A 13,552-nucleotide genomic window follows, 5' to 3' on the forward strand; every position below is an offset into this window, starting at 1 on the left:
CAAAAGGGGGGAGCACAGCCAGGCCATCGGCCGCTCTCGGGGCGGACGCACGACCAAAATCCACGCCCTGACCGACCGTGACTGCCGCCCGGTCGCCTTTGTGCTGACCGGCGGCCAGATCGCCGATTGCGTCGCCGCTGATGCCCTGCTCGATCAGGTCGCCTCGGCCGAGGTGGTGCACGGTGACAAGGGCTACGACACCAATGCCGTGCGCCAGAAAATCGAGGCAAAGGGGGCTGCCCCGAACATCCCACCGAAGGCCAATCGCGTGTGGAAGAACTGTTTTTCGCCCTATCTCTACCGGGGCCGAAACGCCATCGAACGCATGTTCAACCGACTGAAAGACTTCCGTCGGATCGCTACCCGATACGATCGTCTCGCCATCAACTTCCACGCAGCCGTCTGCATCGCAGCCGTCGTCAGCTACTGGTTATGAGTCCCAGCCCTAGGGCACCGCGTTCGATCGGAATTCGCTGGCCGCGCAAACGCCTGACCGCCGAATCCCGCGCCCGACGATGACCTATGACGAGAGTAAGGTTCGACTGTTTCGCATTCTTGGCGCGATTTTCACCGATATGGCTCCGCCATCCGGTGGTGGCGAAGCGACGGCAATCGACGTAGTGGCGGAACTCGGTCGGATCGAGGTCGCTTACCGGGTCCGCGAAGACAGCGCCGCGCCCCTCGCACTACCCGGCCAGATCATTATGGGCGGTGCGGAACTGACCCCAAGCGATCTCAACGCATGGGAAGGCAAGCTCGCCGCCGTTACGCGACGACGGGACAAGCATCTTCAAGCGCGTCGGCGCGAGCCTTTCCGGCGCCCTCGCTCATCTCCGTCAGTTCAAGACGATCGGCGGCCTTGGGTCGTCGATGGTAGTCGCCACAGAAATGCTGGACGGTGCCGCCGGCGTGCCGACGATGATTTCCGTACGCCAAGTTTTGCGCGTACTCTATGACCAAACTTAGGGTCATGGACCCTCTGAAAACGCCGCCTGTTACGAGTTCCGGGGGGTTTTAGGAGGCTATGGCGTAGACGTAGTTCTCATCTTCGCGCGGCGCGGGAGCGCGGATTGAAACCGTGTAGCCCGCATCCCTCGACGGCGAGATGCGTATCGCTCCCTACGGGGGAGCGGGGCCGGAAGCTCCTCCGACCATGGCGGGATAGCGAGGGGAGAGTTGTCCCGCGATGTCGAAAGGCTGCCCGTTCGGGGGTCTGGGGCCTGCGGCCCCAGCGGGTTGCAGGGCGGAGCCCTGACGGGCTGCCAGTGGCGGGCGCTGCGTTGCGTTGGGGGGCGGATCGTCCCATCTGTGGCGGTGGATGTGTGAGTTGCCGCCTCGGTTTCGGGACTGGTTCGCTGCGCGCGGGTGGGTGGTGCGGGGGCATCAGCTGGCCGTGCTGGCGGCGGCGCGGGCGGGGGAGGATGTGCTGCTGGTCGCGCCCACCGGAGGGGGCAAGACGCTGGCGGGGTTTCTGCCGAGCCTGATCGAGCTTTCCGACAGAGTGGCCGGGGAGGCGGGGGTGCATACGGTGTATGTCAGCCCGCTCAAGGCGCTGGCGACCGATATCGCGCGCAATCTCGAAGCCCCGTTGGGCGAGATGGGGCTGGAAGGGGTGATCCGCGTCGAGACGCGGACCGGGGATACGCCGGCAGGGCGGCGGGCGCGGCAGGCGGTCTCGCCGCCGCAGATCCTGCTCACCACGCCGGAGAGCCTGGCACTGCTGCTGTCGCGGGAGGATGCGGGGGCGTTCTTTGCGGGGCTGCGGCGGGTGGTGATCGACGAGGCGCATGCGCTGGCCGGGACCAAGCGGGGGGATCAGCTCGCGCTGTGTCTCGCGCGGCTGGCGACGATCGCGCCGGAGGCGCGGCGGATCGGGCTTTCGGCGACGGTGCCGGATCGGGCACGGCTGGCGGCGTATGTGGGCTCGGGGCGCGGGGCGGCGCGGGTGGTGGTGGCCCCGCCCGGAGCGCCGCCGCGGATCGGGGTGCTGCTGCCGCAGGCGCATATTCCGTGGGCGGGGCGGATGGGGCTGTCGGGCGCGTCGGCGGTGCTCGAGGCGATCGCGGGCGCGGGGATGACGATCGTGTTCGTCAATACGCGCGCGCAGGCGGAGCTGCTGTTCGCGGCGCTGTGGCGGATCAACGAGGCGACGCTGCCGATCGCGCTGCATCACGGCAGTCTCGATATCGCCCAGAGACGGCGGGTGGAGGCGGCGATGGCGCGGGGGCCGTCGGCGAAAGGGGGGTTGCGGGCGGTGATCGCGACGTCGTCGCTCGATCTGGGCATCGACTGGGGGGCGGTGGACCAGGTGATCCAGGTGGGGGCGCCGAAAGGCGTGTCGCGGCTGCTGCAGCGCACCGGGCGGGCGAACCATCGCATGGACGAGGCGTCGGCCGCGCTGCTGGTGCCGGCGAACCGCTTCGAGGTGCTGGAATGTCATGCGGCGATCGCGGGGGTGGCGGCCGGCGAGCTGGACGGCGATCCGATCGTGCCGGGCGGGCTCGATGTGCTGGCACAGCATCTGCTGCTGATGGCGTGCGCGGGGCCGTATCAGGTGGAGGCGATGTATGAGGAGGTGCGGGGCGCGCAGCCTTATGCGGGGCTGTCGCGGCGGGATTTCGACGATGTGCTGGGCTTCGTCGAACATGGCGGCTACGCGCTGGCGCAGTACGAGCGCTATCGCAAGCTGTTCGTCGATGCCGGGGGGCTGGTGCATGTGCGCTCGCAGATGGTGCGGCGGCAGGCGCGGATGAATGTCGGCACCATCGTCGAGGCGCCGGTGCTCAAGGTCAGGCTGGGGCGGGGGCGCGGGGGGGTCACCCTGGGCGAGATCGAGGAGGGTTTCGCCAACATGCTGCGGCCGGGGGATGCGTTCATGTTCGCCGGTCGCAGGCTGCGTTTCGTGGGGATGCACGAGGCGGTGGTGGAGGCGGTGGAGGCGAGTGCGGACAATCCGCTGGTACCGGCCTATGCCGGCGGGCGCCATCCGCTGACCTCGGGGCTGGCGGCACGGGTGCGGCGGATGCTGCACGATCCGTCGGCCTGGGGGGTGTATCCCGAGGCCGTGCGCGAATGGCTGGAGCTGCAGCGGGCCCACTCGCTGCTGCCGGAGGCGGACGGGCTGCTGGTGGAGGTGTTTCCGCGGCACGGGCAGGTGTTCATCGTCGCCTATGCGTTCGAGGGGCGGCATGCGCACCAGACGCTGGGGATGCTGCTGACGCGCCGGCTGGACCGGGCGGGCGCGATGCCGCGCGGGTTCGTCGCCACCGATTACGTGGTCGCGGTGTGGTGCGCGGCCCAGCCGGACGACATCGAGGGGCTGTTCTCGGAGGATCTGCTCGGCGACGAGCTGGAGGAGTGGATGGCGGAGAGCTCGATGCTGCGCCGGACGTTTCGCAACGTCGCCGTGGTGGCGGGGCTGATCGACCGGCAGCCGCCGGGCGGCGAGGGGCGCACGCGGCGGCAGGTCACGGTCAGTTCCGACCTGATCTACGACGTGCTGCGGCGGCATCAGCCCGACCATGTGCTGCTGCGGGCCACACGGGCGGAGGCGGCGGGGGGGCTGACGGATATCGACCGGCTGGCCGATCTGCTGCGGCGGGCGAGCGGCAACCTGCGGGTGGTGCGGCTGGAGCATGTCTCGCCGCTGGCGATCCCGGTGATGCTGGATATCGGCCGCGAGCGGGTGGGCAGCGAGGCGGACGAGGACGTGCTGCTGGGGGAGACGGAGACGCTGATCGCGGAAGCTGAAGGGCGCATCGCACCGTCGGAGGAGGAGCTGGTGGTGGCGGCGTCGGTGGCGGCGGACTATCGGATGCTGAGCCGGACGCGCGATCCGGTGCGGCCGCGGCGGCGACCGCGGCCGTTCAGGCCGGCTTGAGCGCACCCGTTCAAGGCGGGGTGAGTGTGCTATGAGCGGGGGATGATCGCCGCACCGCTGCATTTCGGCACGCTCCGCGTGATGCTGGACCCGTCGGGGCTGCTGTGGTGCCCCGATTCGGGGGTGCTGGCGGTGGCGGACCTGCATCTGGAGAAGGCCTCTGCCGCGGCCGCGCGGGGGGCGCTGCTGCCGCCGCTCGATTCGCGGCTGACGCTGGAGCGGCTGTGGCGGGGGGTGACGCGGTATCGGCCGCGGGTGCTGGTGGCGGTGGGCGACAGTTTCCACGATCGCGGCGGCGCGCTGCGGCTGGGGCCAGGCGAGCGCGACCTGCTGGCGCGCATCGCGGGCGCCTGCGAGCTGGTGTGGGTGGCAGGCAATCACGATCCCGAGCCGCCGCAGGGGCTGGCGGGGGTGGCGACCGACGAGTTCCGTCATGGCGGGCTGGTGTTTCGTCACGAGGCGCGCGCGGGGCATCCGCCGAAGGATGGCGAGGTGGAGATCTGCGGGCATCACCATCCCAAGGCGCGGGTGACGACGCGGGCCGGGGTGATCTCGCGGCCGTGTTTCATCGCCGATTCCAGGCGCGCCATCCTGCCGGCGTTCGGGGCGTTCACCGGCGGGCTGGATGTGCTGCATCCGGCGATCGCGGGGCTGTTTCCGCGCGGGGCGCGGGTGTTCCTGCTCGGCCAGCAGCGACTGTTCAGCTTCACCCTCGCGCAGGTCAGGGCGGCCTGAAACCAGCTGCCCGGCCAAGGTGTTACGTCTGTTCGGACAGCGGTGCGGGTGATGGCGGGACGACGGACAGGGCAGGCAGACGACAGCGAACGGCCGGTTCTGGTCTGGTTTCGCGACGATCTGCGGCTGGCCGACCACCCTGCCCTGCATGCGGCCGCGTCGGCCGGGACGGTGGCCGCGCTGTATGTGCTCGATCCCGCGCAGGGGGGTGGGGCGCAGATGTGGTGGTTGCATCACAGCCTCGACGCCTTCGCCCGCGATCTCGCCCGGCACGGGGTGCGGCTGATCCTGCGGCGCGGCAGGGCGGGCGATATCGTGCCGGAGGTGGCGAAGTCGGTGGGCGCGGCGTCGGTGCAGGCGATCGTCAGTCCCCTGCCCTGGCTGCGGGAGGCGGACCGGGGGGTGGGCGCGCGGCTGGAGGTGCCGTTGCAGCTTCATGTCGGCGGTTCGCTGGTCGATCTGTCGCAGGTCCGCGCCGGTTCCGGGCGGCCATATACGGTCTACAGCCCGTTTGCCCGGGCGATCCTGAAATCCGGGCCGCCGCCCGCGCCGCTGCCGGTGCCGGTGCTGCGCGCGGCGGAGGTGGGGGCGGTGGCGTCGGACCAGCTCGACGACTGGGGGCTGTTGCCGAAGCGGCCGGATTGGGCCGGAGGGCTGCGCGGGATGTGGACGCCCGGCGAGCGCGGGGCGGCGGCGCGGCTGGAGGCGTTCCTCGAGGACGGGCTGGAGGGGTATGACCGGGCGCGGGACATGGCCGGGGACGAGAACGGGACCTCGCACCTGTCGCCGCATCTGCGCTGGGGCGAGATCTCGCCGCGCCAGGTGTGGCACGCGCTGGGGGACCGGCAGGGGAGCGATGCGCAGCGCTTCCGGGCCGAGCTGCTGTGGCGCGATTTCGCCGCCAACCTGCTGATGCAGCGTCCCGAGCTGCCCGAGCGGGCGCTGCGGGCGGAGTTTGAGCGGCTGCCGTGGCGGCGCGATGCGGGGGCGCTGGCGGACTGGCAGCGGGGCCGGAGCGGGATTCCGATCGTCGATGCCGGGATGCGGCAGCTGTGGCATACGGGGTGGATGCACAACCGCGTGCGCATGATCGTGGCCTCGTGGCTGACCAAGCATCTGCTGATCGACTGGCGGGGGGGGGCGGCGTGGTTTCTTGACACGCTGGTCGATGGCGATCTCGCCTCCAACAGTGCGAACTGGCAGTGGGTGGCCGGGTGCGGGACCGAGGCGCAGCCGTTCTTCCGCATCTTCAATCCGCTGACGCAGGCGAGGAAATTCGATGCCGATGGCGCGTATGTGCGCGAATGGGTGCCGGAGCTGGCGAAGCTGCCGGACCGGTGGCTGCATCAGCCCTGGGCGGCGCCGGAGGCGGTGCTCGGGGCGGCCGGGGTGCGGCTGGGCGAGGATTATCCGCGGCCGGCGATCGGGCTCGACGAGGGGCGCAACCGGGCGCTGGCCGCGTTCGGCCGCCATGTGAAGGGCCATGCCCGGGCGGCGGCGGCATGAGTGTGGCCACCGCGACGGGCTGTGCCGATCCGGCACCGATCGAGCTGCCGCCGGCCGAGCCGATCGCGCTGCCGCGCGACCGCAGGCTGCGCATCGTCGGCGACGTGCACGGGGATTCGGTGGCGTTCGGGCATGCGCTCAATACCGACCGCTTCATCGTGCAGCTCGGCGACCTGGTCGATCACGGGCCGGACAGTCCCGGCGTGCTGTCGATGATGTTCGACTGCATCGACCGCGATTCGGGGCTGTTCATTCTCGGCAATCACGACCGCAAGCTCGGGCGTGCGCTGGCCGGGCACAAGCTGCGCTCCGATCCGGCGCTGGAGGCGACGCTGGCGAGGCTCGAGGACGAACCCGAGCTCAAGGCGCGCGCGTTGTACGAGATCGCCCGCGCGCCGGCCTGGACCGGGGCGGGGCGGACGGTGTTCGTGCATGGGGCCTTTCATACGCGGATGCTGGAGACGCCGCCGCCGCCGGGGCTGTCGCGGGTGACGTCGCTGCTGTCGCGCGCGCTGTTCGGCGAGACGTCGGGGCGGATGCAGTCGGATGGCTATCCGGAGCGGCGGCTGAGCTGGGTGGATCACATCCCGCCCGGCTTCACCGTCTATTGCGGCCATGACCGGCGCAGCACCGACGGGAGGCCCTGGGTCAAGCAGGGGCGGCAGGGCGGGACGGCGATCTTCGTCGATACCGGCGCCGGCAAGGGCGGGCATCTGGCCTGGATCGATCTCGATGCGCTGGACAGGAGCGCACGGCCCGGGGTGCCGCACGCCGGCTGAGGCGGCTTGCAGGCCCGGCGGGGCTTTGGCACAGATGGCGGAGCGCGCACCCGGAGACAGATGCAGATGTCCGCAGACCAGACGGAGACGGTCCCGAGCGGTGCGGACGATGCCGATCCGATGGCACGGCTGCGTGCGCTGCGCGGCAGCATCGACAATATCGACGCGGCGGTGATCCACATGCTGGCCGAGCGGTTCCGCTGCACGCAGGAGGTGGGCCGGCTGAAGGCGCGCCATCATCTGCCGCCCGCCGATCCGGCGCGCGAGGCCGAGCAGATCGCGCGGCTGCGCCGGCTGGCGCTCGATGCGCGGCTGGACCCGGATTTCGCGGAGAAGTTCCTCGCCTTCGTGATCCGCGAGGTGATCCGCCATCACGAGGCGTTTCCGCGTGGGCACGAGAGCGCGCCGGCGCTGGCGGGCGGTGTTGCGCGATGAAGCGGCTGATGCTGCTGCGGCATGCCAAGGCGGAGCCGGCCTCGATCGGCGATCTGTCGGACGAGGCCGATCACGCAAGGCCGCTGGCGCGGCGCGGCTGGGAGGATGCGGAGGCGCTGGATGCGTCGGACGCGTTTCGCGGCCATGTGCCGGATCTGGTGCTGGTGTCGTCGGCGGTGCGCACGCGCGAGACGCTGGCGGCACTCTCGCAGCTCGCCGCGGTGGAGACCTCGGTGCGCGACGCGCTGTATCTCGCCGAAGCGGCGACGCTGCGTCGCGCACTGGCCGACCTGCCGGAGACGGTGGGGCATGTGCTGCTGGTCGGGCACAATCCGGGGCTGCACATGCTGTGCCGGCAGCTCGCGGCGGACCCGTTCGGGGATGCGACGCCGAAGCATCTGCAGCGCGCCGCCCGGCTCGATACGGGGCTGCCGACCTGCACCATGGCGGTGTTCGCGATGCAGGGTCCGTGGGGAGGGCTGGCCGAGCCGGATGCGCATGCCGCCCTCGTCGACCTGCGCACTCCCGACCGCACGCGCCGCGGGCCGGCGACCGGGCTCCGGCACGACGCTTAGTAAGCCCCTCTAACTGCTCAACATTGGCAGGCTGTCATGGTTTTGCAGCGTGCTCAGGCGGTTAAGGGCGGGCTGGCCCGGTTGCCAGAGACATTTTTTAGCCGTTATCTACGCCGGAGACCGATTTACGGCCGGTCAAGATCATCCGCGGCGGGCCCCGAGGCCTCTGCCGCTGCTTGCACAGACGACTACCGGGGGACCCAGAGACCATGAGCGAAGCCGCCAAGCCGACCGTCACGATCACCCTCGATGACACCGGCAAGTCGACCAAGGCTCCGCTGCTGTCCGGCACCCTCGGCACGCCCTGTGCGGACATCCGCAAGATCTACGCCGATCTGGGCATCTTCACCTTCGATCCCGGCTATGGCGAGACCGGCGCGTGCGAGAGTGCCATCACCTATATCGACGGCGACCAGGGCATCCTGCTGCATCGCGGCTATCCGATCGAGCAGCTCGCGACCAAGTCGACCTATACCGAGCTGTGCTACGCGCTGCTCAACGGCGACATGCCGACCACAGCACAGCACGATGCCTTCGTCGACGAGTTGAAGAACCACACCATGCTGCATGAGCAGATGCGGCATTTCTTCAACGGCTTCCGCCGCGACGCGCATCCGATGTCGATCCTGTGCGGCGTGGTCGGTGCGCTGTCGTCGTTCTATCACGACAGCCTCGACATCAATAAGCCCGAGCATCGCAGCCTCTCGGCGCTGCGGCTGATCGCCAAGATGCCGACCATCGCGGCCTATGCGTATCGCTACTCGTTCGGCTTCCCGTTCGTCTATCCGCGCAACGACCTCGGCTTTGCCGAGAACTTCCTCTACATGATGTTCTCGATGCCGTCGGAGCCCTATGAGGTGTCGCCGGTGCTGGCGCGCGCGATGGACCGCATCCTGATCCTGCACGCCGATCACGAGCAGAACGCGTCCACCTCGACCGTGCGCCTGGCCGGCTCGACCGGGGCCAATCCGTTCGCCTGCATCGCCGCCGGCATCGCCGCCCTGTGGGGGCCCGCGCATGGCGGGGCGAACGAGGCGGTGCTGAAGATGCTCGACGAGATCGGCAGCAAGGACAACATCCCCGACTTCATCGCCAAGGTGAAGGACAAGAACTCCGGCGTGCGTCTGATGGGCTTCGGCCATCGCGTCTACAAGAACTTCGATCCGCGCGCCAAGATCATGCAGCAGACCTGCAAGGAAGTGCTCGGCGAGCTCGGCATCACCGACGATCCGCAGCTCGAGATCGCGATGGAGCTGGAGCGGATCGCGCTGAGTGACGACTATTTCGTGCAGCGCAAGCTGTATCCGAACGTCGATTTCTATTCGGGCATCATCCTCAAGGCGATGGGCATCCCGACCAGCATGTTCACCGTGCTGTTCGCGATGGCGCGCACCGTGGGCTGGATCTCGCAGTGGAAGGAAATGGTCGAGGAGCCGACCCTGCGCATCGGGCGGCCGCGCCAGATCTATACCGGTGCACCGCAGCGCGATCTCAAGCCGATCGCCGAGCGGGGGTGAGGCCGAGCGCTGCGGGAGATTGTGCTTGAAGATGGTAAGGAAAATTCTTACCGTCTTCGGATGATTTCGAGCAGACTCAGTACGAAGGCGCAGACGACGATCCCGCAGGCGGTGCGCACCGCCCTGCATCTGCGCGAGGGTGACGAGATTGCCTATGCGATCGAGGCGGATCGGGTGATATTGACCCGGGCGCGGTCCGATCAGGCGACCGACGATCCGTTCCGCACCTTCGTGGAATGGGACAGTCCGGCTGATGCCGAGGCCTATGCCGGGCTTTAGCTCGTGGCGGATATCGGCGTGTGGGACCTCGTCAGGGTTCCGTTCCCTTACACCAATCGTCCTGTCCAGCAGCGCCGGCCAGCCCTGGTGGTGGCCGTTCCCCGCAGTGATGGCGCGCCGGGGCTGCTGTGGGTTCTAATGGTCACCTCGGCTGCCAATCGCGGCTGGCGGGATGACGTCGTCGTTTCCGACCTCGCCGTGGCCGGCCTGCCGGCGCCATCGGTGATCCGTACGGCGAAGATCGCCATCATCGAGATGCGTGACGCGGAGCGCATCGGCACCCTGTCGTCGGCGGATCGGATCGGGGTCAGCAAGGCATTGCAGACGAACGTGGCGATCGCCACCGCTCAGGGTTGACCCACCTTGTTTTCGTGAAGCGGCGCAGGACCGCCGGCGACCGGGCCGGCATGGGTGTAGGCACCGCCAAACGGTGAGATCAGTGCGCCGGTCTGTGCATCGTGCCTGCCATCGCCCGCCCCGCCCCCGATCTCCAGACTGCCGAACGGCAGCGCGATCCGCATCGAGCCGGTCGAGGCATCAGGCACCGTCGCGTCGCCGGGCAAGGGGGCCGGCTGCAACGCAGGGCGCCTGCCGATGACGGTGATGTGCTCGTCGCGGTCAGTGGCCTGGGCAGCGGCCTGGGGGGCAGCGGCGGGATGGCCGGAGACCGTCGATCGGGCACGCGACGTCGCTGACAGCGCCATAACGGCGCAGCCGCCGCGGATCGCGGCCGACCATGGCGATCGCCGCATCACGGCACGCCGTGCGGATAGAGGGTCTTCAGCACGTCGGCGATATGCGGCGTCAGCCTGTCGATCATCTGCGGCGGCGGGCCGTCATCGACCGGTGTCGCGTAGCTCTGCGGGGTGAGAAGGGCGAGGACCCGGTAGCTGTCGAGCGTGCCGACGCGATCGACCTCGATGCGGAGCGGCTCGGGGTCGGCCAGCGTCTGCTGTCGCGTCCAGGCGGGCGAGGTCTGCACGAAATAGCCGGCGAGCGGGCCGGTGGTGATGAAGCGCTGCTCGCCGCCATCGCCCACCACGTGGATCTCGGGGCCGATATCGAAGCCCGTATCGGGCGAATACCGCCACGCCAGCAGCGCGTGCAGGCCATGCGCGCCGCCGCTGTAGGAGGCACGCACCAGCAGGGCCTTGCGCGTGCCGCCCTGCCCGTCGGGGATCGGGGCGACAGAGACGTCGTCGACGGTCTGCAACGGATAGGCGTGCGGGTCGAGGCCTTCGGGCGTGAAGCGCAGCTCCTTGCAGAACCCGTGATGGTTGGCGGGCGCGGTGAAGCACAGGCGCGCCGGCATCACGTCGATCGAGGCGTCGGTCGCGCCGCCGGCGGGCTGATCGACATCGAGCATCCAGCCGGACGCAATGCCCATCGCGGCAGCGAGGTCGAGGTGGCGGATGCACTCCTCGTGCAGCGGGTGCATGATCGGCGGCGGCGTGGCCTGCGCGCTGCACGTGAGAAGAAGAAAAAGGATGTTCTTTCTTGAAAGAAAGAACCAAAGAACTTTCGTCAGTTCGGCTCCTTCCCGGGGTGGGACCCGACCAGCGGATGAAAGTCTTTTTGCTTCTTTTTCGTAAGACAAAAGAAGATCACCGCGTCTGCCACAACAGGAAGGCGTAGGTATCGGCGGCCTCGCGGTCCTGCTGGCCGCGGGTGGAGCCGATGCCGTGGCCGGCGTCGTAGTCCACGCGCAGCAGGATCGGCTTGCCGGAGCTGGTCGCGGCCTGGAGGCGGGCGGCCATCTTGGCGACATGGAACGGGGCGACGCGGGGGTCGGTGACACCGGTGGTCAGCAGCACGGCCGGGTAGGCGGTGTGGTCGACCACGTGCTGGTAGCTGTCGATCGCCTTGAGCCAGCGATAGCCCTGGGGGTCGGAGATGGCACCCCACTCGGGCTCCTCGCCGTAGCCGTTCTGCTCGACGACGTAGCGCAGCGGGTTGGACCAGCCGACGCCGTCGATCACGGCGGCGAACAGGTCGGGGCGCTCGGTCAGGGCGCGGCCGACGGTGATGCCGCCGGCGGAGCGGCCGCCGATGGCGAGATGGCGGGGGCTGGTCCAGCGGTCGCGGCACAGGGTCTCGCAGACATCGATCAGGTCGCGCCAGGTATTGGGCTTGTTGGCGTGCTGGCCGGCCTTGTGCCAGGGCTCGCCATAGGCGCCGCCGCCGCGCACATAGGCGAAGCCGACCACGCAGCCCGCATCGACCAGCGCGAGCATCCGGCCGAGGAAGCTCGGCGGGTAGGCGGTGAGGCCGTAGGAGCCATAGGCCTGGATGAAGGCGGGGGCGGAGCCGTCGCGCCTGAGATCCTTCCGATAGATCAGCGCATAGGGGATCCGGGTGCCGTCGCGGGCGGTGGCGAAGGCGCGTGTGGTGGCGTAGCGGCCGGTATCGACGGTGGGTTTCGGGCTCAGCCCGGCGGGGGCGAGGTGGCCGGCGGCATCGACCGACCAGATCTCGGCCGGCACCAGCCAGCCGCCGTAGCTGAACAACGCGCCCGGCAGGCGCGGATCGGTGGCGACGCCGCGGATCGAGCCGTCGAACGGCAGCGCGATCTCGATCACGCCGCCTCGCGCGGGGAGCTTGCGCAGACGGGCGACGCCGCCATCCATCATCGTCAGATACAGGCCGTCGGCGGCCACCGCGATCGCCTCGATCACCTGCGCGGTCTCGGCCACACGCTCGGTGGCCCCCGCGAGGGCGGGGGTGGCGGCGGGGACCGAGAGCACCCGTCCGAGCGGGTGGTCGCGGTTCGACAGCAGCAGCAGCTCGTCGCCGTGCAGGGCCGCGGCCACGATCTCGTCGTCGAAGCCGGCCACCTCCACCCAGTGCGCGCGGCCGGCGGCGGCGTCGAGGGCGGGGGCGATGTAGAGGCGCTGTTGCGGGCGGATGTCGGTGAGGGTGAGGAGCGCCCAGCGCGAGCCGGGGGATGTCGAGACGGTGGGGGTCTGGATGCGGTCGAACGCCACCGCCGCATCGAGCCCGCGCTGCATCAGGATCGGATCGTGCGCCGGGTCGGTGCCAATGCGGTGGAACCTCGCACGGGCGTCGAGGAAGCGATCGGGCGTGTCCACGCGGCCGGTGAGCTGGGTGTAGAAGAAGCCGCTGCCGTCGGCGAGCCATTGCGGGTCGGCGCCCTGGGTGTCGGGGATGGTCTCGGGCAGGTCGCGGCCGGTGGCGACATCGAGGACATGGGCGACGGAATTCTCGCTGCCGTCGGGGGAGAGGCCGTAGGCGACGAGGCGGCCGTCGGGCGAGGCGCCCCACCAGTCGAGCGAGACATGCCCCGCGCCGGCGATGTGGATCGCCGAGGGATCGACCAGGATGCGGTCGTGCCCGGCCTCGCGCACGCACAGCCGGTAGGTCTCGGCGCCCGCAGGACGCTGTTCGTAGAACAGCCGTGCGCCGACGCGCTGCACGGCGGCGGTCAGCGTCTGGTCGCCGGAGAGCTGCTCGATGCGCCTGAGCAGGGTGGCGCGGTCGGGCAGGCGGTCGAGGACCGAGCGGGTGTAGTCGTTCTGTCCCTTGAGCCAGGGCAGCCAGCCGGGATCGCGGTCGTTTTCCATCCAGCGATAGGGATCGGCCAGGGTCTCGCCGAAATAGGTGTCGTGGGCGGTGTCGATGCGGGCGACCGGTGGCCCTGCGGAGCGGGTGGCGGCCCGGGCGGTGACGCTCCCGGCGGCGATGGTTCTGGCGGCGATGGCGCCCAGCCCCGCCGCCGCGCCCGCCATCAGCCATCGACGCCGTGCCATCCGAACCATCGCGCCCCGTCCCTGCTGTCTGTCTGTCTGTCTGTATGTATGTATGTATGTCGCGGCGATCGTATCAGCG

At 69.7% G+C, this 13,552-nt stretch carries 14 protein-coding genes; 11 read left to right on the forward strand and 3 right to left on the reverse strand.

All coding sequences use genetic code 11. The annotated features are described in order from the left end of the window. The 11 genes from FHR90_RS14235 to FHR90_RS14285 form a co-directional block, all read left to right on the forward strand. A partial coding sequence (locus tag FHR90_RS14235; protein WP_183275438.1) for an IS5 family transposase occupies positions 1 to 436 on the forward strand: 436 nt, incomplete at its 5' end. Between the two features lie 79 nt (positions 437 to 515). Continuing rightward, on the forward strand, positions 516 to 956 hold the full coding sequence (locus tag FHR90_RS14240; protein WP_218062184.1) for a hypothetical protein: 441 nt from the start codon (positions 516 to 518) through the stop codon (positions 954 to 956). Between the two features lie 362 nt (positions 957 to 1,318). Then, positions 1,319 to 3,880, forward strand: a complete 2,562-nt coding sequence (locus FHR90_RS14245) for a ligase-associated DNA damage response DEXH box helicase (protein ID WP_183275439.1) — start codon at positions 1,319 to 1,321, stop codon at positions 3,878 to 3,880. 42 nt (positions 3,881 to 3,922) lie between these two features. Then, complete coding sequence (gene pdeM, locus FHR90_RS14250) at positions 3,923 to 4,615, forward strand: ligase-associated DNA damage response endonuclease PdeM (protein WP_183275440.1); 693 nt, start codon at positions 3,923 to 3,925, stop codon at positions 4,613 to 4,615. 51 nt (positions 4,616 to 4,666) lie between these two features. Further along, entirely contained in the window at positions 4,667 to 6,121 is a 1,455-nt protein-coding gene (locus tag FHR90_RS14255) for a cryptochrome/photolyase family protein (protein WP_183275441.1), read from the forward strand. Then, positions 6,118 to 6,900: a metallophosphoesterase gene (locus tag FHR90_RS14260; RefSeq protein WP_176623356.1), complete on the forward strand. Its 783-nt coding sequence runs from the start codon at positions 6,118 to 6,120 to the stop codon at positions 6,898 to 6,900. Before FHR90_RS14255 ends, FHR90_RS14260 begins: the two co-directional genes overlap by 4 nt. A gap of 120 nt (positions 6,901 to 7,020) precedes the next feature. Beyond that, positions 7,021 to 7,335, forward strand: a complete 315-nt coding sequence (locus FHR90_RS14265; RefSeq protein ID WP_218062001.1) for a chorismate mutase — start codon at positions 7,021 to 7,023, stop codon at positions 7,333 to 7,335. After that, entirely contained in the window at positions 7,332 to 7,910 is a 579-nt protein-coding gene (locus FHR90_RS14270; RefSeq protein ID WP_176623355.1) for a SixA phosphatase family protein, read from the forward strand. The genes FHR90_RS14265 and FHR90_RS14270 overlap by 4 nt, the downstream gene beginning before the upstream one ends. A 209-nt stretch (positions 7,911 to 8,119) precedes the next feature. Next, positions 8,120 to 9,427: a citrate synthase gene (locus FHR90_RS14275; RefSeq protein WP_176623354.1), complete on the forward strand. Its 1,308-nt coding sequence runs from the start codon at positions 8,120 to 8,122 to the stop codon at positions 9,425 to 9,427. A gap of 60 nt (positions 9,428 to 9,487) precedes the next feature. Continuing rightward, positions 9,488 to 9,706 carry a type II toxin-antitoxin system PrlF family antitoxin gene (locus FHR90_RS14280; protein ID WP_176623353.1) on the forward strand — a complete coding sequence of 73 codons (219 nt, stop codon included), beginning with the start codon at positions 9,488 to 9,490 and terminating at the stop codon, positions 9,704 to 9,706. Positions 9,707 to 9,709: 3 nt separating this feature from the next. After that, complete coding sequence (locus tag FHR90_RS14285; protein ID WP_176623352.1) at positions 9,710 to 10,063, forward strand: type II toxin-antitoxin system PemK/MazF family toxin; 354 nt, start codon at positions 9,710 to 9,712, stop codon at positions 10,061 to 10,063. Here FHR90_RS14285 and FHR90_RS14290 read toward each other — a convergent pair. From FHR90_RS14290 to FHR90_RS14300, 3 genes are all read right to left on the reverse strand, one after another. Beyond that, positions 10,054 to 10,458, reverse strand: a complete 405-nt coding sequence (locus FHR90_RS14290) for a hypothetical protein (protein ID WP_176623351.1) — start codon at positions 10,456 to 10,458, stop codon at positions 10,054 to 10,056. The two genes, FHR90_RS14285 and FHR90_RS14290, sit on opposite strands and share 10 nt — an antisense overlap. Next, complete coding sequence (locus FHR90_RS14295) at positions 10,458 to 11,144, reverse strand: hypothetical protein (protein ID WP_176623350.1); 687 nt, start codon at positions 11,142 to 11,144, stop codon at positions 10,458 to 10,460. Before FHR90_RS14295 ends, FHR90_RS14290 begins: the two co-directional genes overlap by 1 nt. A 166-nt stretch (positions 11,145 to 11,310) precedes the next feature. Continuing rightward, positions 11,311 to 13,473 (reverse strand): prolyl oligopeptidase family serine peptidase, encoded by a 2,163-nt coding sequence (locus FHR90_RS14300; RefSeq protein ID WP_221188287.1) that lies wholly within the window; start codon positions 13,471 to 13,473, stop codon positions 11,311 to 11,313. Positions 13,474 to 13,552 lie beyond the last annotated feature (79 nt).

This window comes from Endobacter medicaginis (assembly GCF_014192375.1).
Lineage (GTDB): Bacteria > Pseudomonadota > Alphaproteobacteria > Acetobacterales > Acetobacteraceae > Endobacter > Endobacter medicaginis.